This window comes from Bradyrhizobium aeschynomenes (assembly GCF_013178945.1).
In the GTDB taxonomy this organism is placed as follows: Bacteria; Pseudomonadota; Alphaproteobacteria; order Rhizobiales; family Xanthobacteraceae; genus Bradyrhizobium; species Bradyrhizobium aeschynomenes.
Genome location: NZ_JABFDM010000007.1, coordinates 262046 through 283799, shown reverse-complemented (window position 1 = coordinate 283799; position 21754 = coordinate 262046). Strand labels below are relative to the sequence as shown.

The following is a 21754-nucleotide window of genomic DNA, read 5'->3' as shown; positions in this document are numbered from 1 at the left end:
GACTGCTACCCCTGATACGGCTCGAGCACGAGGTCGCGATTGACGATCACGCGGACCGGAAAGCCCGGCCTCACCGTCAGAGTCGGCTGAATGTTCATCTGCTGGCCGACGAGCTGCTGACCTGTGCGGCTCATGGCGTTGCCGAAGCCCTGGCGGAGCGCCTGGATGATCGCTGTGTTGTTCGTATTCTGGTTCGTGCCGGCGTTGACCTCGCTCCCCATCGACAGCAGCGTCGACAGAAGCGCTGCGCCAAAAAGCTGCCTGACATGATTGTCGACCTCGTCTGAGAGACCTGAATAGCCGGCAGCGTCGGCGCCCGGCTGCCGTTCCAGAACGATCGAACGGCCATTGGGCATGATCAGCCTGGTCCAGACCAGGAGCACGCGCGATTGCCCGGCCGTCACCTGGCTGTCGTATGTCCCGATCAGCCGTGCTCCCTGCGGCCGCGATCCACTTCCAGCCCTCGGTGCCGATCCGCTCGGCCTCTGATTGCAGCTTCTCCGTCACGAGGCGATCGAGCAGCGCGGCATCCTGCAGCCAGCCGCCGTCATCGGCCTCGAACAGATCCCGCAGCACCACACCTCCTGCGGCCTCATAGGAGGCGAGCTTCACGAAGAGGACCCTGCGATCGAAAGCCCGAACCGTCCGCTCCGTCAGCTGACGGCGAATCTGGTACGGCGCATCGCAACCAGAGCGGCTGACCTGGTCCCAGACCTCCTGCTGGCGTGCATGATCGGTCGTGACCGTGAAGGCCATCAGCTGCTCGAGTGTCATCCCATCAGCGGCGTAGACATCGAGCAGCGCTTGGGAGACAGCGGCCAACCGCAAGCGCTGCTTGACGACCGCAACCGCCACGAAATGTCGCGCGGCGATCTCCTCCTCGCTCATGCCGCTGTCGCGCAACGCCTTGAACGCGCGAAATTGATCCAGGGGATGCAGACCGACACGCTGGTCATTTTCGGCAAACGAGTCATCCACAGCCGAGCCGGAGTCGCGAACCACGCAAGGCACGGCTTGCGTCTTGGCCATCCGCTTCTGCTTCACCAGCAGCTCGAGCGCCCGGTAGCGCCTGCCGCCCGCGGGCACTTCGAACATCCCAGTCTCCCTGCCGTCATCATCGAGCAAGGCGCGGACATTCAAGCTCTGCAGCAGCGTTCGCTCGGCAATACTCTCCGCCAACTCCTCGATTGAAACGCCACCCTTGATCCGGCGAACGTTGGATTGGCTCAGGACGAGCTTGTTGAAAGGAATGTCGCGCGACGGCGACAGCGTGATCTTGTGAGGGGCCTTGGTCATGTCTTGATTCTCCACAACGGGCTGGCCCGGAGCCTCTCTCTCAGGCCTTCAACCCGCCGCAAAGCGCCCCTCGCCCTCTCTCTCTCTCTCTGCACTGTCGCCAAACCGAGAGCTCACGCGGGGGCATGATCCGGAGCGTCCGGCTGAGGGAAGCAAGTCGCATTGGGTACCAGGCCGAGGAGATAGTCGGCCACGCGGCTGGCTTGGCTTGCCGCCCGGACAATGGCGCGATTGTCCTCGCGCAGAACGTCGAGCCAACAGCCGAGATAGTCGGCATGGCGCACGGTCGGCACGATGCCGAGCGCCGCGCAGCTGAACGCCGCCGCGATCTCGGCGATCAGCTCCTCAAAGGCATATTTGCGGCTGCCGAACCGGCCCGTGAGATCCCGATTCAACCGCGAGGCATGACCACTCGCATGGGCAAGTTCATGCAAGGCCGTGCGATGCCAGTTGATTGGCTCGAAGAACACAGCCGGCGGCGGCACCTGCACGAAATCTTCGGCTGGTGCATAGAACGCACGATCACCTCCGATCCGGAAGTCGACGCCACTGTTGGCAATCAGCGTCTCGACCAACGGCTCGATCCTACCCGGCGGCAGAAGCGGTGCCACAGTCGCGATATCATCTGGCAGACCATCGCATTGGCCGGTGTTGAAGACGGTGAACCGCTTCAGGAACGGAATGGCTTGCGCCTCCTCGCCGACTGCGCTGGCACGCTGCCGTTCATCCGACGGCACAAAGCGGTCGGCATAGACGACGGAAACGCCGCGCTCGCCCTTGCGGACATGGCCGCCGAGCGAAAGCGCTTGCCGTAAGGTCAACCAGCTCTGGCCCGTCAATCCGCGCTCGATGACAGCCCCCCAGAGGATCAACACGTTGATCCCCGAGTACGGCCGGCCCGTGGCCCCATTGCGCGGCAAAGCGAGCTGAGCCTTTGCTGCTTGCGTCCCCCAAGGCCGAACCCACGGCACCCGGCCAGCCTCCAACTCAGCGATGATCTTGCTCGTGATCTCCTCATAGAGGCTCGCCCGGCTCTCGCCGGCGCGCGCTCCAACTCTCCGTCCCTGCATCGCAGATCTCCGCGACGGGCGCAGCGGAACTCTCTCGCCACTTCGAACCCGTCACGGCCAACCCAGCCTGCACTCTTGCTCTTAACGAGCTCTTCGCGGCGGAAAACCTTCAGCGCGCTTCACAACACCGAGGACGCTGACGGCGTCGGAACAGCTCAAGCGCCTGATCTTGGTTTGGAGCGAAGCCAAGCACCATCGTCTTTTGAAGAGCCGTGTGGTTCCGGAGACCGCAACATCTGCTTTCGCTGATGCCGATGATCTTGCCGGTGCTGATGGCGGCTCAGCCCTTCGTCGCCTGCTCCACCTCGGTCACCAGATATGGCGAATAGAGGCTCTACCGGAATAGGAACGTGTGGTGCTCGAGAACTCGCCGTCGAGGGTCGCAGCCGCGGACCAGCCGTTACGCCACTGTCGTTCGAGACCCAGCGTCGTCAATGCAGCGTTCGGCGCCGGCCGCGCCGTTGATCGTAAAGCTCGCCCCGGGCAGTGATTGGAAAGCTGCAGCAATGCTGCGCTCGAGGTTGAATTTATGAGCCCAGGCGATGCGGCCGCGCCAGCTGAGCACGCCATCCGCCTCACCCAGAGACAAGCCGGCCCGAAGTCCTATTCGGTTCGATCGTCCGTCACTCGTTCGCGGCATAGCTCAGGGCGAAAATCGAGGTGCCGGTAAGCGGGTCCGTGGATGAGTTGAAGGTAGGCGCCCGCCAGAAAGAGATCAGATCTTCCTGTACCGAGGGCGTCGACCGTGAAACCTGAGCCACGACCGGCAAGAGCAAATCCTGCCACCTGGTGACGAGAGGATCGACCTGGCGACCTCAAACTCGATTGGCCAAGCAATTGTCCCGGAGAGAGATGGCGACACACTCTGCAAGATCAGCCTCGTGAAGATCTGCTTGCAGGCTACCGTGCGAGCGTGTCGAGCTCGCGACGTCACAATGCCGAGAACCAGCAGGTCACGACGTGTCTGTCGCTAATCGTCCAGAAGATCGATGAACTGTTCAACTCTTTGCAAGACCGGCTCGTTGCTGCGCCCGACATAAATGATCCGATTGCCATCGCGCTGCAGCAGCGCTGAGCACGACCTGCGGGTCCGTCCCGGCAGCAGCGTTGCCGCAATCGCGTCTGGTCCGACGTCGAGACGCATGATCCCGCGCTCTCTGCAGATCATCCTGAGCCTGGCGATTGCGAAAAAATTAATGGCCTCGGAAGGCAGCGCGCCAAAGCGACGCAGCGTTTCGTCCTCGAGGTCTTCCAGCTCATCTTGGGTCCGGCACCGGGCGGCGCGAGCGTAGATCTCAAGCCTGACTGCTTCTGACTGAACATAGTCTGCGGGCAGAAGCTCGGCGATCGGCAGGTTCAGCTCCGGAATCCAAAGAGCGGACATGGCGTCTCGATCACCCTCGAGAGCCAGGTTCAACAGATGGGCGTAGAGCGTCGGACCAAACACCTGCACGTGACCGGACTGACGATTCGAGAGCATGTCACCGCCACCTCGGAGATCGAGATCGCGCGCGCTGATTGCAAAACCTGCGCCCGGGCGGTTCAGCTCCTCGAGAACAGACAGGCGCTTCTCTGACCGCTCTGAGCCCCCTTCCGTCAAGAAATGAGCAAATGCTCGGATGCCGCCACGGCCCACACGCCCACGGAGTTGATGCAATTGTGCGAGGCCAAATTTCTCCGGCCAGCATACGACGATGGTGTTGGCTCGTGGGATATCGAGGCCGCTCTCGACGATGTTCGTCGCGAGCAAGACGTCAGCCCTGCCCTCGACGAAGGCCATTAGTCTTTCTTCGATCTCGTCGGCAGACAGCTTGCCGTGAAGCGCAATGATCTGCAGTTCGGGGGCCAAGGTGTGGATCCGAGCGAGCATGGGATCCAGATCCTGAATCCTCGGACAGACCACGAAGCTCTGGCCGTTGCGTCGATGCTCGCGGACCAGGGCCGCCGCGATAGCGATGTCCGAGAGCGGGGCCACTTTGGTGACGACCGGTACCCGATGAACCGGCGGCGTTGCGATGACGCTGAGGTCCCGCAAGCCTGTCAAGCCGGCCGCAAGTGTACGCGGGATGGGCGTCGCACTCATCCAGAGCCGGTGACCGTTCCTATTGAGGCTCGAGAGCAAGGCCTTGTCGGCTGCCCCGAAATGCTGCTCTTCGTCGATGATGACCAGTCCCAGATCCGCGAACTTGACCTCTTTCGAGACCAACGCCAGCGTCCCGACCACGACCTTGAGCTCACCACTTTTCAGTCGCTCTCGCATGCTGCGCGCCTCGGCTGTCGCCGCAACCCGCGAGAGATTGCCGACCTCGATGCCGAGCGTCGCGAAGCGCTTGCGGAATGTCTCGACATGCTGCCGAGCCAACACGGTCGTCGGGACGACGACCGCGACCTGCTTTCCGGCGAGAACGGTGGCGGCAGCGGCGCGCAACGCGACCTCTGTCTTGCCGAAGCCAACATCGCCACAGACAATCCGATCCATCGGATGCCCCGATGCGAGGTCGTCCAGAACCTCTCGGATGGCCTTGGCCTGATCCACGGTCGTGAAATATGGAAACCGTGCGACGAATTTCTCATAGCTCGCAGGCCGCGGCACCAGCTTCGGCGCGGGCCGCCGCCGGCGCTGGCTCATCTGCTTGGCGAGCTCCTTGGCGACCACATGAATCTCGGTCTCGGCAGCGGCCCGCCGTGGCCGCCATGAGCTGCCATCGGCCTTGTCGAGCGAGGTGTCGCCAAGCTCGCTGGCGTACGGCCAGGTCAGGGCCAGTTCGGCAAGGGGCACGAGGACTGCGTCATTCCCGGCGAAGACCAGCCGAACCATCTCACGCGCGGAGACACCGGCTGCGCCCATCGACCGCAATCCGCCGAGCCGGGCGAGTCCACGTTGCAGATGAACGACCACCGAGCCCAGGTCGGGCAGATCGACGGTTTCGAAGCCCGGTGACCAGGCCCAGTTCGCCGGCTGCGGCTGATGCGCCCTGCTGCCGAGAACGTCGGACGCGGTGATGACGACAATCGGCTTGCGCCCGGGAATGACGAAGCCGGCGTCGAATCCGGCCAGCAAGGAGGCTTCCCGCCGGCCCCTCGCGGTGGCCTGCGCCCAGTCCGCAGCACGGTCGGCTTTGACGCCGCTCATCCCGGCCATGAGCCGCAGATCCGCTTCGACCGCGGCGGCAAACACGATCCGCGCATCACCGTGCCGGACGTCCTCGATGAAGGCGCGCAGCGCCTTTCGAGGCGCGGCCTCCTTGAAGAACTCCGGCGTCCCTTGGTATGGCCCCGTCGGCGTCAGCAGAGCGATCCTCTTCAACGCCAGGTCCCATTCGCGCCGGCTTACATAGGCACGATCACGCTCAGCGCGCGGAGCCGCATCCTCGATCGTGCCCAGCCACGTGTCCGCATGCTTGGGCACATCCGCATCGGCGATCCACTTGGCCCGCGCGCAATACTCGAACATATTGGATTTGTTCCGGGCTCGCTGCTTGAACGCCGCCCGTTCGGACATCGGATCGATCTGGAGCTCCTTCAACTCGGAGATCACCTCCTGATCCAACGGATTGAACGCGGCAATCCGCCTGATTCTCCCTCCTGAATGCTCGACCCTGAACGGGCCGCGCCCACCGGCCGGAAAGATCTCGAACGTGTTGCCGTGAAACAGCACACCACCCGGATAATCCGGGCTGTCGTTCAGGTCATATCCGAGCGCAGCAAAGCGAGCCTCGAAATTCTGCTCGGAGTAGATTTCCCCGGGCCGTAGCAGCATGCCTATTCCCGACCACTCCGCCGGTCGCGGCAGACGCTCCATGAGCGCTTCCACGGTGGTGATCAACAGGACCGGCTTCTTCATGAGTGCCAAGCGCCTCAACACCGAACTTCGCCTGCCCGCGATGTCCCGCGACGGCTCGAGCAGATCGAACGGCAAGGTGTTCAGTCGGGGATAGACGAGCACTTCACAGGCCGGCTCGAGAAGCTGAATGATGGATGCCAACCGCTCGGCTCGGCGCTCGTTCTCGGCAAGAAACACAAGTCCGCTTCGACCAGCCGCTTGCCACTGTGCCACCAAGTGCATCGCCAGCAGCCCCAGAGGCGACGTGGATGACACGGCAGGCTTCGCGACCGCCACCTTCTTTGGCGCAGCTGATATCGTCTTGCGCGGAACCGGTCTCTTCGGTGTGGTGGACGGTTTTGGTGAGGTCGTCTTCCGCTGTGGCGAACTGCGGGGAGTACGAAGAACTGAGGGCAAAGAAGTCGGCTCGCGTGTGATTGAGGCCGCCGGGAGGAGAATCCTGGCGCATCTGCTGACGACTAGCGGATTCGGATGCTCAAGGGCACCCTAAGATCGAGATTTGTATTCTCGTTTCCACCCATCCCCCAGTTTGCCGCCGAACCCGCCGCCGACGAATGGCGACAGGATCCGCACGAAGGCTTCAGCCTCATCACGGTTGCGAGATGGTCCCTCGTGACGACCGGCGAGTGATAGGATCCTTGCAAGGATAGCTGCCCATCCCGCCAGACTGCCACCGAGGCGTGCGGCTCCATCGCCCTATGGCTCTTGGCTGGGTGTTCGGCAGACGGCGACACCAGAGCGGCGGCCTCGGTTACAGCGCGAGCGACATCGCCCTGCTCGGTATGGATGAGGAGTAAGTCCAAGGATATCGTCTGTTCGCGGCAGCGCGGTTTCGCGCGCCGCCACCATCTCGAAGACGCCGCGCGCTTCGCTGATCTTGAGAAATCGTGGACAGCGAGGCCTAAGCCGCCGCAAAGGCAGCACGGGCTGGCCGGCGTTGCCAAATGTCGGTTCACCGCGCCCGGCGGCGACGCCCGCCGCGCGCCTACCACGAGCAAGGCCGGTCTCGACGTCTTCCTCACATCCGCGACCAGCTAAATCGAGAGCCGCTCCAGCACATCGCGCACCAGCCCTTGCAGAAGATCCAGCTTGTAAGCCGTCATCGGCAATGGCTTGGCACCCGAGCTTGCCGATTTGGCCGCTTCCGCAATCGACGCCGCATCAGCAACCTTGCCTGCGAGCTGGACCTCTACCGCCGCGAGTCGAAGTGGCACTGGCGCCACACCGCCCGCAGCAAGACGTACAAGCTGGAACCTGCCGCCGGCGATCACAATGCGGGCACAGAGTTCTACCAGCGGCCATTCCGCATGCGTCCGGCTGATCGCCCGTTTGTAGGAAGCACGCTCGCCCTCAAGCGGAGCAGGAAGCGCAATGCTCTCGATCATCTCGCCTGCAGCGAGCGTATGATCGGCATTCGCGACGGAGCCGTCACCGAGCAGTTCGGCGATCGTCAGCCGGCTGCGCCGGTCCGTGGTGATCTTCGCATCATAAGCGAGCAGAGCCGCTGCCATGGTCGACGGGTGGAGCGCGACGCAGTCGCCGAGATCGAAGGCAACGCCATAGAGATGATTGCCAGTCCGGGCAGGGCAGGTGCTACCGCTTTTCTTCAAGCAATCGATGTCGGCCCGGCGGAAGTACCAGCAGCGTGAACGCTGCGCGAGATTGCCGCCGAGCGTTGCAACATGGCGCACCTGTGGCGTGGCGAGCCCTTGTGCGCTCACCGCAATGCCGGGATAAGCGGCGGCGATGCGTGCGTCGGTCGCGATCGTGGCGATGGTGGTCAGCGCGCCGATCTGAACGGCGCCGTCGGCGCCCCAGGTGATCGTCTTGTCGCCGGTATTCGAGATGTCGATCGGCATTCCCTGCGACACGCCGCTGCGACGGCGTTCGCTGAAGTCGGTCCCTCCAGCGCGGAATTCAGGCGTGGGATTCGCAGTGATCACGGCGACACTCATGCTGCATCCCTCCCCTTCAGCGCGGCGACCAGACGATCAGGCCGGAACGGAATTTCGGTCAGTCTCACGCCGATCGCATTGCGGATAGCGTTGGCGATCGCGGGTGAGGTCGGCACGGTCGCGACTTCGCCGATGCCGACGCTGCCGCCCGGCACATGCTCGAAACCGGCCTCGTCGAAATGCACCTCGAGTTTCGGCATGTCGCCAATTCCCGGAATGCGGTAATCCTCCATGCTGCCGCTCAGGATGTGGCCGCTCAATGGATCGGTCTCCCGGGTCTCATAAAGTGCGTAGCCGACACCCTGGATCACGGCGCCCGCTGCCTGGCTTCGCGCCAGGGCCGGGGCGGCGAGCTTACCAACCGCGAGGCCGGTATAGGCGTTGAGCACGCGCACATGCCCAAGCCAGGTATCGACCTCTACCTCCATCACCTGTACCGAGCTCGGCACGCCGGCGCCGACCACCATGTGGTTCATCAGACGCAGCACCCAGCCGAACACCCGGCCCATGAGTCCTGCCTCGTGCAGCGCAGGCCTGACTCCGGGCGGCGGCTTGCCGTCCTCCTGACGTCTCGCCGACACCGCGATGTCGGGAGCTGCCGCGATCATCTCGCGCCACGGCGCGTTCGAGCCGGCAGCGGGTGCGCGAGAAGCGGTACGCTTGATTTCCGCTTTCAGCTTTTCAATCGCGAGCAATGTCGGCGGCACCACCGAAGCGGTGACCCGGCTGCCGCCGGATCCCGGTCCGGGCGGCAGGTTGGAGCGGCCGATGCGAACTTCGACATCCTGCGGCTCGAGATCGAACGCCCTGGCGACTGTGTTCGCGATCACGCTGCGCGTGCCGGTGCCGATATCCTGCACCGCGCAGCTTGCGACAATGCGGCCACCCTCGACCGCGAGCTCGACCGAGGAGCCGGTCTGCCAGAGATAGAGCCAGTAGCCGGTGGCGACGCCGACCCCGCGCCGGAAGCGGCCGGTCTGGGAGGAGGCCGGATTGCGGCTCTTCCAGACGTCAAGGCCGGCAGCCCAATCATAGAGGCGCTGACGGTTGGGATCGGGATCCCAGAGCTTGCGCAGCTGAATCGGATCGATCTTCATGCGCAACGCCGCTTCGTCCACCGCCTGCTCCAGCGCAAACGACATCGGCGGACCGCCGGGGCCGCGGAACGGCGCGCCGGGCGGAAGATTGCTGAGCACGTCGAAGTCAACGAGCTCCTTTGCTTCGGCCGGATAGATCAGCCGGGCCAAGCCGGCGATCAGCGAGTTCACGGCGGCCCCGGTATCGGCATGGGCGGTCAGCGATAGCGCCTTGAGGCGGCCTTCCGCCGACGGCAGCAACGACAGCTTCAGCTCGGCGGCCGGACGATAGCCGGCGACGGAAAGCTCCTCTTCACGATCGAAGGCGACCCGTACCGGCGCCTTCGCTACGCGCGCAAGCTCAATCGCGGCGGTGGTCTCCAGCCCAACGCTGCCCTTGGAGCCGAACCCGCCACCGACATGATCGGCGATCACACGCACCTTGTCGTGCGGAAGGCCGAACCGCTTGGCGATCTTCTCCATGCTTTCGTGAATCGCCTGAGTCGAGATGTGCACGGTGAGCTGATCGCCGTCGAACCTGGCCACGGCAGCATGTGGCTCGAGACTTGCGTGCTGTTGAGCAGAGACGCGGAAGGTCTCCTCGACCAGCAGCGGATTGCGCTGCCGGCGCGCCTCGTCAAGCCAGCTCTTCGCCTGCTTGGCCTTTTGCGAGAACGGCGCCGAAGGTCCGCGCACATTTCCGCTCCACGACACCGGAGCGCCGCCGGCGCCCTCGGACACGTTCCCGGCGCGCTTGCGGTCCCTCTTGTCGAACACGACTGGCGCATCGTCGCGTCGCGCAGCATCCAGCCCGATCACGGCGGGTAAAGACGATGTCTTGAAGCTGATCGCAGCGATTGCCTTCAGCGCGGTGCGGCGATCCCTGGCCGCAACGGCTGCAATGGGCGCGCCGACGAAGCGGACCATGTTGTCGTCGTCGAGCAGCGGCACGACCGCAGCAACACCGGCCATGGCGCGCGCCGGCGCCAGATCAAGCTCGGTGATTTCAGCATGCGCGACGTGCGAACGCAGGATGACGCCTTCGAGCTGGCCGTCATGTTGGATGTCGACGGTGTAACGGGCCAGTCCCGTGACCTTGTCGCAGGCATCCAGTCGCGGCGCGATCGGATCGATGCCGTCGAAGCGGCCCGAGCATGCTTCGGCCACGGCGCGATAGATGCCTTCATAGGCGCCGCAGCGGCAGAGATGTCCCGATAGCGCTTCGGCGATCTCCTCGCGCGTGGGTGTGGCCACGCCCTTGGCCGCGCGCCAATGATCATGGAACGCGGTGGCTTCGACGACAAAGCCGGGCGTGCAGAAACCGCATTGGAGGGCGTCGTGCGCCATGAACGCCTTCTGTACGGGGTGCAACCCGGCTGCTCCGACGCCCTCGATGGTCGTCAATGATTTGTCGGCGGCCGCCTGCGCCGGCAAAAGGCAGCTCACAACGGGCGTGCCATCGAGCAACACGGTGCAGGCACCACAGACACCGGAGCCGCAGACGAGTTTGGTGCCGGTGAGGCCGCTATCGCGGATCGCCTCGATCAGGAGCGCATCCGGATCATCGGGCAGCACCAGAGGCCGTCCATTGATGGTCGTGATCGTCATTTTCGAACTCCCGTTTTGCGTAGGGACTTCCTTGCGGACGGCGCCATCGCGCCGGCGATCAGCATGCGCAGCATGGTCTCGAGCTGTTTGAGGAACGCGTCGACCGGCTGCATCGATGGGAAAGCGGATTTGGTGCCGTGGACCGCCATCTCGACACAGCGCGCGAGCTCTCGCACGCTGACACCGCTTTCGAGCGTGAGCTTTCGCTTGCGGCACACCCGCGCGATCGTGGTTGCAATTTCATCGCCGAAACGGTTCGAATAGCTCTGATAAAGGTCGCGCGCCTGCGCGAGGTGCTCCGAAAACAGCTCCTCGCTATGAGGCGAGTCCTTGAGCGAAGCGAGCATCGACTGCATTCGCGCGCCGATCTCGGCGACCAGGATGTCGGCAAGCTCGAGGCCTGCTTCCTCCGCCGCCTTGGCCGCCGCGATTTCCGCAGCAAGCCCCTGCTCGTAGAGCCGCTCGATGACTGCGCGAAACAGCGCCTCTTTGGAGGCGAAGTGATGATAGAGCGCCTGCCGCGTCAGACCGGCTTCCTCAGCCGCCTGCTCGATTGATGAGCGGCGGAAGCCGTGGCGCCGAAAAACGCGCATGGCGGCGTCTAGGATCCGGTCCTGGGGAGGGGCCTTGGCCTGCATTTGGTCAGTTTTGACAACGGCGACCGAACTGTCAAATCACAGTTCGATGACGGCGTTCTACGCGCAAGAGCGAAACTCGCCCTGCTCGGGGGGAGCATCGCCGCATTCCACTGGCCGGCATTGGCGCTCCGAAGACGTGCCTGCGCCGGTAACTTCTCCTGTTCGAAGACACTCACGGTTCAGCACACACAACATTCACCAGGGGAGCAGACGATCATCCGGGTTTCCATTCGGCAATGAAGTCACGATGCGGGACAAACAACCCGGGTGAGCAATGCATTTATCATTTTGCAAGGGTCCGAGCCGGATGGCGGCGACGCGCCTTCTCGTCGCAGCTCCGTTCACGACAGCACCGGCCCCGCCCGCGATCCGCCGCCCAATTGGTTTCACCGCGATTTTCGACTATCGCGGCTTTGTCCGGTCAAAACCGTACGGCGAAGGTCGTGAGCCTATGCTGCATCAGAAGGCGAATAACCGAGGTTGGGAGAATCTGATCTATTCTGGCCTTGCGAGCGGCCTCCGGCAGCGAGGCCCCCATTCATCTCTTGCGCTCCCTCTGATAAGGTCGCCGTTCAACAACGACGCCAGGCCACTTTCCCAGAAACATAACGCGTCCGCGTCCCAGATCCGCCTGAGTGAAAAGCGGCTCTCTACGCGTCGAACAAGACGTCCTCGAATCGCTGCAGGTCGCGACAACAAGGGTTCCCCAACGAGCCGCATCAAGTGACGCTCCGATACGTCAGACACGTCCCTCTCCAAATCCCGCATAGGCACTTCAGCATGACGACAAATGTCTCCATCGTCTGCCCGCCAGAATATGTTCGACTTATTCTCCCTGGCTGGCTTTGCACCTCGTGAGCAATGGGCGGAGCGGAGGACGGGAAGGCACCCGCGGTGGGACCCGGGACCGAGTGCAGTCGCCAGACCGGTTAACAAGGCACCCGCGTTTGCGACAGTCACGACGGTGCCGCGGGGCGGCAGTCCCCAAACGCGAGCGTCTCCAGCGAGCGACACCATGACTGCACACTTTTCTTCGTCGATGCTCCAATCGGGGTTCTAAGGCGCGCTCTCGACTGGCTGAACGGCAGCGGTTCATCTGACAGTGCCTACGCCAAGTTCATATCACGTTGGGGCTGAGTGCGTTTGGTCCAATCGCTGGTGCTGCCGGGCCGGACGAGGTCATGTGGAAGACCTGCACTTCCGTGAGGACAGGTGACGCGCCTTCTTTCGTCCAGACGACGAGAATCAGAAAGACGCGCGCATCTTGCAGGATTGGTGTCGCGCTTGCCCGAGCTGCGCGACTCGTCAGATGCATCAGAGGGGCCTCAAAGGTCCAAGCACCTGCGCTAGCGCAGAGGCGAGCTCGTCGCTTTTGAATGGCTTTGACAGGCGCGCCAAATCAGGCGCAAGGCCCTCTGTTTCCGCATAACCAGATATGATCAGAACTCCTGCGTCGGGACGAGCCGCAAGGACAAGGCGGGCCAGTTCTACGCCGCTCATACCCGGCATCAGATGATCGGTTACGAGCAGATCGATTGGCTCACCCTGGTGCACAAAGCGCAGTGCCTCCTCTGCGGAAGCGGCCTCAACGATGGAGAATCCCAAACCCTCCAACATGTCTGCCGTGCTGGCGCGGACCAGATCCTCATCATCCACGAGGAGCGCATGGCCGCGAGGTCCGACAAGGACCCGCGCATCAAATGACGAAGACCGTATTTCTGGAGCCATATCGCTGCGCGGAAGCCAGAGCTCAATGTTTGTGCCGAGCCCCGGCCGGCTGTTGATCGTAAGTGCGCCGCCAAGCTGCGAGGCCAAGCCATGCACCATGGACAGCCCAAGTCCCGTCCCCTTGCCAATGCCTTTGGTAGAAAAAAACGGCTCGACCGCGCGCGCGATCGTCGCCTCGTCCATCCCGACGCCGGTATCGGCGACGGACAGCCAGACGTAGTCACCCGGCCGCAGGGCTCGGTCGTTGCGCGGTTCAACACTGGCAGCCTTCGCGCTGATCCGCAGCGTGCCACCTCTTGGCATTGCGTCCCGCGCATTCACGGCCAAATTCAAGAGTGCCATCTCGAGCTGGTTAGGGTCAGCTTTCGCAGCCGGGAGATCGCTGGCAACGTCGACCACAACCTCGATTTGTGGCCCGGTCGTGCTCGATACGAGCTCGGCCATGCCAACCACCAGAGCGCCAACATCAACCGACACGGCCTGCAGCGGCTGACGCCGCGCAAACGCCAGGAGACGCTGCACGAGTGTTTTGGCGCGCTCTGCAGATTGCATAGCCCCAGAAATAAGCCGCTGCTCGCGTTCAGAACCGAGACCTCTGCGCTGCAGCAGATCGAGCGCCCCCACGATAGGTGTCAATAGATTATTGAAATCGTGCGCCACGCCGCCCGTCAGCTGCCCCATAGCTTCCATCTTCTGCGACTGTCGCAGTGCCTCTTCCGCCTGGGCAAGACGATTTTGCTCATCAAGCCGTTGTGTCACGTCCCGCCCGGTCAGGAACGCGCCGAGCTGCCGGCCGCTCGCATCGCGCAGGATCTCGAACCTCATTTCGTAGGAACGACGACCGAGCTGCGGGTCGCCCCAATCCGCGGATGCCGTGAAGGCGGTGCAAGCCAAAGCACGTGCCCACATCGCCTTGGCAGGCTCGAGGTGTTCGGGCTTGTGAGCAAGAAGCTCGAGGAGACTGTCGCCGATGCGGGGCCGAATGCCATACAGGCGCATATAGGCATCGACGCATGCGGGGTTGATGGCGAGCCAGCGATAGTTCAGGTCCAAAGCCTGGATCTGCTCCTCTGTGGTGTCGACGATAGTAGCGAGAAGATGCCGCTCAGCAGTCCGCTCGGCCACGCGTTGCTCGAGCGTTGCGTTCAGCTGGCGCAGCTCCGCCTCGACGCGCTTTGCCTCAGTCACTTCTTCAGCGGACACCGTAATGCCGACGATGTGGCCGGCGGCATTCCGAAGCGGGAGCCAGTTCTCTCGCCACGTTCGCATGACGCCGGGCTGCGCGGGGGTCTCACCCACGAATTCGGCTCCAAAGATGGCCTCGCCAGCCAGCACGCGGTGCAACACGCTGACTGCCTGGTCGTCGATCCCCGGCACCATCTCACGGACAGTCCTGCCGATGTGATCGGCTGCCGGCTTGCCGTTGATCTCCGCAAGCCGTTCATTGATGCGAACGTAGCGCAATTCCCGATCGAAGACGCAGAGCCCGATCGGCGCAGCGTCATATACGACGGCAATTTCCTCCGCCCTCTGACGGGCCAGTGCCTCGCTCTCGCGCAGAGCCGTCTCGGCTGCACGCCGCTCGCTGATATCCTCGATCGAGACCACCACCCGGCCCGGTTCGCCTGGAAGTGGGGCGCTTGCGATCCGCACCGGCAGGAGACGGCTGTCTCGCAGACGATACTCCTTCTCGTACGGCTCCCACCAGCCACGTTCGTGCGCCTGGGCGATGGCGGCTTCATCCTTAGCCAGGTGATCGGGGACGGTGATATCTCGCCAGTCCCAGCGCCCCTGCTCGAAGTCCAAGCGGCTGTAACCAGTCATGGCAAGAAAGTGATCGTTGATGGCTAACGTCTCACCCGTTCGGGCGTCGAAGATGGTGAAACCCATCAGATCCGAGTTGAAGACGCCCTCGAACCAGGCGGTTGCCCGCCGCCGCTCCGTGACATCATCGGCGACGCCTGCATAGCGACGAATGCCATCCGCCTTCACCGGAAATGCCCGATCGCGGATGAAGCGGACCTGGCCATCCGGTCGTACGATACGGTATTCAATCTCAAACGGTTCGCCAGCCGCTTGGCGCGGAGCCATCGCGGCGACACGCTCCTGATCATCCGGATGAATAGTCCTCAGAAACAATGTCAGATCGGCAAGCAGTTCGGACGCGGGGCGCCCCCAGACCCTCTCATAGGCCGGACTGAGGTAGAGGAGCCGGCCCGCATTGACATCAGTGATGTAGAAGACCTGATCGACCGCTTCTGCGAGCTGGCGAAAGCGCTCCTCGCTCTCCCGCAACTCCATGCCCGTGCGCTTGACTGTGTCGATATTGCTAATCGCCAAGGAAAAGGAAGTGACCCGGCCATTACGATTCTTGATCGGTACGGCGGCGACCGTGGTCCAGATTTCACGCCCGTCATCGTCGGTAAACAGGACCTCCACTCCGGGGACCACGCGCTCACCCCGGATTGCGCGAGCGCCCGGGAAATCCTCAGGCTTTAGCAACTCCCCATCCGCGGCCCAACCGCGCCACCGCGGCGCTGATACCGGATCGCTTGAAGGAATGCGGTTGGTCTGCAAGAAACGGCGCGCTTCGGGATTCGACAGGGTGAGATAGCCATCGGCGCCAAAAATGCCCACTCCCACAGGCAGGCTGTCGATAACAGCGGCCAGGCGGGCCTCACTTGCCCGGAGCGCCTGCTCAGCCTCTCGGCGCGCGATCGCACCGCGGGTCCGTCTCGTGAAATCCCGCACGAAGGCGATCTCCTCCTCTGTCCACACGCGGGGCACCGCGGAGTGGACGAACATTTCCGCCACCGCGCGACCGTCCTCGATCACCGGCACATCAAGGTGGGCCCGAATCCCCAGTTCCTCGAAGGCAGACGCATGAAGGGCGGTACGAGGGTCGCTGGTGACATCCAAGTTCGCGACAACCAGACCCTGCAGAAGCTCATCGAAATAGGCGCCGTAGCGCTCGAAATAGTGGAGACCGCCAACGTCCGAGAAACCCGGCGCGCTCCAATTTCGCTCGACCTGGATCGAACGCGCCTGTACGTCCAGGACGCCATAACCAACCCGACATGCGCCCAGCGCCTCGCCAAGGATCTTGGAAGCGGCGAACGACAGATCGGCAGCTTCGGGAAAATCTCGCAGACGCTCGTCCAGAGCAATCAAAGACGCGCGACGCCGCTCGGCGAGCACTCGCTCGGTCGTTTCCACGACAATGGCCAGCACGCCGACCGGGACACCGCTCTCGTCGACGACAGGCGAGTAGTCGAGATTCATGAAGACCTGCTCTGGCCGGCCATGCCTGAACAGCGTCAGCTCCTGGTCGCTATAATGTAATGTGCCGCCTGCCAGCACGACCGTCATAACGTTGTCGTTGAAGTCAGTGACCTCGGGCCACCCTTCGCGAACCTTGGAGCCAAGTAGCTTCGGATGGCGCGCCCCGGCGAGCACCGAGTACGCGTCGTTGTAGAGCATCACCCCTTCGCCGCCCCACAACATCACCATGGGCACTGGCGATCGAAGGAGGATCGCTGCGGCGGTTCTCAGGCTTTGCGGCCAATGCTCGATCGGCCCGAGTGAGGTCTGCGACCAATCGAAGGTCCGAATGAGCCGGCCCGCTTCTCCTCCGCCAGCCAGAAAGCTCCGGTTTATCTCTTCGTGCAGCCCCACAGACACCGTTCTCCTCGGGCGGTCCCGCTCCTGGCCGTTCTATCCAATAGCGCTGGTTCACCTCAGACTCGCGCTTGCGGTCCACACAAACCTCACCGCAACGACAACTCCACCAGTGACCGAAGGTTCCAGGCGTTATTGAGATCTGCACACGAAGCTGCACTCGGTCCTTGCCAGGCGGGGCGAGACTTATCGTCGGCAGCCCAATTCTTCGCCATTCTATCCAAAGCACGCACCAAGGCCCCAGATCTCTTCCCCGGTCGTCCTGCAGCATCTTGACTGCATTCAGCGAGGAGGCCGCGCTGGAGCAATAAAGCTGTAGGTGCTCACCTGACCCGCAAAGAAATCGAGAAACCCGAGCACTTCTATGAGCACAACTCAGAGTGACCACTTCAAGCAACGCCGGCTCGTTGAGTTCAAGGATGGATGCCGCTATGGCAGATTCGGGAAGACGAAAGCTTATGAGCTTATCGCGCGCGAACGGATCAAAGCCTACAAGATGGGCGGTAAGACACTCATCGACCTCGACAGCATCGACGAGTATCACGCCTCGTTGCCTCGTGTTGAATCACGAGCAATGATCTAAGCCCGCTTTCGCAGCGGCGGGGCCTCCCTCACGAAGCCGATCGAGCCGGTCGGCCCGATCTGCATCAGGCGCACACGTTCCGGTCACGAAGGCGGCGCTCGTCGCTTCAGTGACGCCGAACATGTACCGGAGCGAAACAACCCGCCCGGTCAACCGGCGGAGTGGTTTGAAGCGATCTACGCAGGCGTCGCCTTACGGGTTGAGCGTGACGGAACCTGCCACCTGCTGCCTGGTTAGTGCAGATTGCGAGGGAGATCCGATGTCCATTAAGCAGTTCGAGGGTATGAGCCCGGTCTTCCTGCCAGAGCGCTTCTTCCACGGGCGGCTGGAAGGATGGGCTGTGCTCGAAAGCCTGATGGGCGGTCTATTGAAGCGGGCAACGATCACGGCGGAGGGCCAATGGGACGAAACGAAGCAGGTTGTTCAGTTCGTTGAGACTTATCGTTTCGATGATGGACACGAGGACACGCTCAACTGGGCGATCCAAAAGCTTGGTCCCGGCAAGTATAACGGTTCAGGGCCAAACCTCGAAGGAGAAGCGGAAGGCGACCAGGCCGGATGCGCATTTCATTGGCGTTACACGAGGGATACACCGCAGGCCGACGGAAAGACCACCAAGCTGAACTTTGACGACTGGTTTTATCTCATCGATGACAACGCATGTATCGTTCGCGGATCCTCCGGCCGGGCCGGACTTCCCTTCGCGACAGCGCATGTGACATACCGCAGGCTATCCGGGCAATAGCAGCGACCTATGACGCAACAATCACTTCCGATCCAGGACGAGACGGGGTACCAAAGGCGACCCAGCAACGTGGCTCAGAGCGTCGGCCGAGGGCAGCTGTCGTAGCAGCAGTTAACTCACAGCTCAGTGATAACTGAGCCAATTTGCAGACTAGCAAGGTCTGTCCGTAGCTGAGTGAAGGCAAATAAGGCACTCGCAGGAGGGCCAGCATGGTGGCCGCCGCATTTGACGGACGGACCCGGGGCCCAGCGCGGGCGCTCCACCAGATTACGGGCGCTTAATCACGAGGCAGTAGCACCGGCGCGCCGAGCTTTGTCCGTAGCGACAGCATTGAGAATTTTACAGGCAGCGTGAGGTCCGCGTCGAACACTGTTTGCCGAACTTCACCCGGCTGGCGGGCCGCCATTGCGGCCGCCTCGTATCCTTCAATGTAAAGAAATGCGTCTAAGATCGACTTGGACTGCCGCAACCATATTGGATGGAACAGCTCCCTGAAGTGCGGCTCAACAAGTTGACACGTCAGAACGAGGGTCAGTTGATCCGCCCCGCCCTCACCCGGCTCGAAGATGTTTGCTGACGAGAGAGTTTTGCTACCGCTCTCACATAGCAGTGTAGCGGCATTCACTGGGCCGAGAAATGTCTCACCCTTGAATGCAAAGAGGTGATGTCGGATTGGCTTGAAAGTTGCCGAGATCGCAGTGCGAAAGGTCGGCTCCCCTTGCGGCTCGTCTCGGCCGGTCGGCCACTGCGCGATTGACCGAACAACCAACTCGATGCTTTCGAACATGACGAAGCAATTTCCCTTCCGCAGCTGCGAGTCGCGGCCATTCGGGCCTGTCAAATACAGCTCGTTGCCAACGATCGTCGCGCGTGGCTCGGCGGAATTCATGCTCTCGGCTTCTCTACCAATCTGAACGCGCCACGACCCTAGCACGGAGGGGGATGTCTGCTCATCACTTGATGAACGCGATCCAGCGATACCCGGTGCCATCGAGCACCAAAAGCTTACGAGTTCCCGGAACTAGGACTGATGCCCGGAGCCGCGTTCGACGAAACAGGGCTTATCCTTCGATCCTAGACGAGGCCGAGCGCAACCCGGAAATCGCCGCGGTGCAGGATCAACTGCACCGTAGCTTCATGGCGTTCGAAGCGGTCACCGAGCGAGCCAGAGCCACTGGCCCGTCGTTCCGTCGGCGCGCCACGGCCGACACCGTCGCCGGTCTTGTCGGCCCGCTGTTCTTGTGCCGTTGGTTTCGCGTGAACCCGTTGATGCGCGGTTCGTGGCGGCGATCATCGACAGTGCTTTAGAGTAACCGCTCACTACTTGCCGCCTGGGCCGCCACTTGTGCATCAGAGTTCGGCTCATTTGCGTTGCCCGTTATCGTCAACAAGCGCACCGAGCGAGACGAGCAATCAGCCTCTGAAGCTCCGCAGCAGTAAGCCCCCGGTGATCGCCGCCTCGCGCCGGAGAGCGCGTTCCAAACTGGTATCGTGCCCGGCCCACGGGCAGACTGAAGGCTTGCGCTCGGCACCAGCGATTTGTCAGTGTCGTGCATCTGTTGCGACTGAAAGTTCCCGCATGACGACCGACCGATTTACCATCCGTTCGATCAAAGCCTTTTGCTTTCGCTATCCTCTGGCGACACCGGTTGTAACGTCGTTCGGTCGAATGGGCGACCGGCCGGCCGTCTTTATTCGCGTTATCGATGAGGATGGGATCGAGGGCTGGGGGGAAGCGTGGTCGAATTTCCCGGCACCGGGGGCCGAGCACCGCTCGCGCCTTGTCAATGAGGTGATTGCGCCTGGCATTGCCGGACGCAGCTTCGGTGTCCCCTCCGAGGCGTTCGAGGAGCTGACAAAAGGGACCGAAGTGTTGGCGCTGCAGTGTGGCGAGCCCGGCCCCTTGGCTCAAGCGATAGCGGGTGTCGATCTCGCGCTCTGGGATCTCGTTGCCCGGCGCCGACGCCTGCCTTTGTGGCGCTTGCTTGGGGGGAGTGCGAACACGATCAAGGTCTATGCCAGCGGTATCAATCCCGGCGGCGCTGCGCAAACGGCGGAAGCCGCGCTGAAGCGCGGGCATCGCGCGTTGAAGCTGAAGGTCGGCTTCGGTGCCGACATCGATCTTGCGAATTTGGCCGCACTGCGCACGATCGCGGGAAGCGGCATGCTCGCTGTAGACGCCAACCAAGCCTGGTCGACCGAGCACGCGCTGACCATGCTGCCGCGTCTTGCCGCATTCGAGTTGCGCTGGCTCGAGGAGCCGATCCGAGCCGATCGACCGCGCGACGAGTGGCGCAGGTTGCGCGCACACGCACCAATGCCTCTCGCCGCCGGCGAGAACATCGCGAGCGTCGGGGGATTTGAGCAGGTATTGGCTGAGGACGTTCTGGGAGTCGTGCAGCCGGATATCGCAAAATGGGGCGGCATCAGCGCCGGTGCGAGCCTCGCCCGCGATATTATCAAGTCAGGTAAGACGTTCTGCCCTCACTATCTCGGCGGCGGCATCGGACTGCTTGCATCCGCTCATCTGCTGGCCGGTATTGGCGGCGGAGGATGGCTGGAAGTCGATGCCAATGACAATCCACTTCGGGACCGGTTCTGCGGTCCCGTGGCCCGGATCACCGACGGAACGGTTGCTTTGGGCGAAGAACCCGGGATCGGCCTCGTGCCCGATCTCGCCTCGATCGCTCAGTATCGCAGCGCCTAAAGCACGCCGTGAGTTTGGCTGGACGTCAGGACAGCTTTCAGGGGATGATCGCGCCCGAACGTAAGGAATCCGCAGTGCATGAGCGGGTGTTGAGGCAATGACATTTGATGAAGCGTGCCAGAACTAGGCCGGGCCTCCACTGAAGCCGGCCAGTGGCATAACTCCGGCAGTAAGACTTCGATCGGCCGGCTGGCTTTGCATCTCAAGCAGCTGAACAGGATTGAGAAGCGCCGAACAGCTTCCTAAATCGTCGGCGCCCAATCGGTCTTATCAGAGTTGGATAAATCCAGATCGATGGCCGATATGCGACCTGGCGTCCGTTATGCTCTATCAACTCGAGTCCTACTCCGGCTAGCAATCCATCCACGACCGCTAAGCAAGAAGGCTCTCTCACAAGCGCTCTTTTTGCCCGTACCATGGGCGAGTTGGGCTTCCGACTACATCGTCGTCGAACGCGACCTACTCGTTCAGCAGGTCAACCCGGTCGCGCAGAAGCCTGCGCGTGCAGTGGTCGCCGCTCGGCAGTCATCGCAGTCCATTGTCCACAGCGCCTTTATCGGTGTTCTCGCACGTTGGGACGCTGTCGTCATTTGGACGCACGGCAGATCGCGGATCAGCGTCGCGCGCTCCTGTGTTTTCAATACCTGTTTCGCGTGCACGTGACAAAGGCCCGCTCTTAACCTCTTGATATTGCGCAGGTGGAAGTCCGCCGGGCCTTCGCCGCATCCACGTCCACCGCAGCCCACCTCACGTATCGTGACGACGCGTACGCCCTCTGCACGAAGCGGGATACAAGGAATAGATCACAATTTCGGAAATTATGAAA

The 21754-nt window shown here is 62.5% G+C and carries 11 protein-coding genes and 2 pseudogenes; 3 read left to right on the top strand and 10 right to left on the bottom strand.

Annotated elements, in window-relative coordinates:
• Positions 1-5: 5 nt before the first annotated feature.
• From HL666_RS21720 to HL666_RS21680, 9 genes and pseudogenes are all read right to left on the bottom strand, one after another.
• Positions 6-443: pseudogene (locus HL666_RS21720) on the bottom strand (TraB/TrbI/VirB10 family type IV secretion system protein); the annotation flags it as partial.
• A pseudogene (locus HL666_RS21715) lies at positions 439-1296 on the bottom strand (ParB/RepB/Spo0J family partition protein); the annotation flags it as partial. The pseudogenes HL666_RS21720 and HL666_RS21715, both read right to left, overlap by 5 nt.
• 113 nt (positions 1297-1409) lie before the next feature.
• On the bottom strand, positions 1410-2366 hold the full coding sequence (locus HL666_RS21710; protein ID WP_172183490.1) for an ArdC family protein: 957 nt from the start codon (positions 2364-2366) through the stop codon (positions 1410-1412).
• A 970-nt stretch (positions 2367-3336) separates the two neighbouring features.
• On the bottom strand, positions 3337-6432 hold the full coding sequence (locus tag HL666_RS21705; RefSeq protein ID WP_246741604.1) for a DEAD/DEAH box helicase: 3096 nt from the start codon (positions 6430-6432) through the stop codon (positions 3337-3339).
• 236 nt (positions 6433-6668) lie between these two features.
• The gene (locus HL666_RS34635) at positions 6669-7166 is read right to left on the bottom strand and encodes a molybdopterin cofactor-binding domain-containing protein (RefSeq protein ID WP_376698611.1); all 498 of its coding nucleotides are present in this window, start codon (positions 7164-7166) and stop codon (positions 6669-6671) included.
• Positions 7167-7244: 78 nt separating this feature from the next.
• Positions 7245-8165: an FAD binding domain-containing protein gene (locus tag HL666_RS21695; RefSeq protein WP_172183486.1), complete on the bottom strand. Its 921-nt coding sequence runs from the start codon at positions 8163-8165 to the stop codon at positions 7245-7247.
• Positions 8162-10849: a molybdopterin-dependent oxidoreductase gene (locus HL666_RS21690; RefSeq protein ID WP_172183485.1), complete on the bottom strand. Its 2688-nt coding sequence runs from the start codon at positions 10847-10849 to the stop codon at positions 8162-8164. The genes HL666_RS21695 and HL666_RS21690 overlap by 4 nt, the downstream gene beginning before the upstream one ends.
• Positions 10846-11487 carry a TetR/AcrR family transcriptional regulator gene (locus HL666_RS21685; RefSeq protein WP_172111475.1) on the bottom strand — a complete coding sequence of 214 codons (642 nt, stop codon included), beginning with the start codon at positions 11485-11487 and terminating at the stop codon, positions 10846-10848. Before HL666_RS21685 ends, HL666_RS21690 begins: the two co-directional genes overlap by 4 nt.
• 1314 nt (positions 11488-12801) lie before the next feature.
• Positions 12802-16896, bottom strand: coding sequence for a PAS domain S-box protein (locus tag HL666_RS21680; RefSeq protein ID WP_172183483.1), 4095 nt, complete (start codon positions 16894-16896; stop codon positions 12802-12804).
• A gap of 361 nt (positions 16897-17257) precedes the next feature.
• Between HL666_RS21680 and HL666_RS21675 the strand changes: the two genes are divergently transcribed.
• Positions 17258-17476, top strand: coding sequence for a helix-turn-helix domain-containing protein (locus tag HL666_RS21675; protein ID WP_172111477.1), 219 nt, complete (start codon positions 17258-17260; stop codon positions 17474-17476).
• 259 nt (positions 17477-17735) lie between these two features.
• On the top strand, positions 17736-18221 hold the full coding sequence (locus HL666_RS21670) for a DUF3833 family protein (RefSeq protein ID WP_172111478.1): 486 nt from the start codon (positions 17736-17738) through the stop codon (positions 18219-18221).
• A 277-nt stretch (positions 18222-18498) separates the two neighbouring features.
• Here the strand turns inward: HL666_RS21670 and HL666_RS21665 are convergent, their stop codons facing one another.
• Positions 18499-19110: a hypothetical protein gene (locus HL666_RS21665; protein WP_172111479.1), complete on the bottom strand. Its 612-nt coding sequence runs from the start codon at positions 19108-19110 to the stop codon at positions 18499-18501.
• Between the two features lie 690 nt (positions 19111-19800).
• On the opposite strand from HL666_RS21665, the gene HL666_RS21660 reads away from it, so the two are divergent.
• Entirely contained in the window at positions 19801-20928 is a 1128-nt protein-coding gene (locus tag HL666_RS21660) for a mandelate racemase/muconate lactonizing enzyme family protein (protein WP_172111480.1), read from the top strand.
• The last annotated feature ends 826 nt before the right edge of the window (positions 20929-21754 follow it).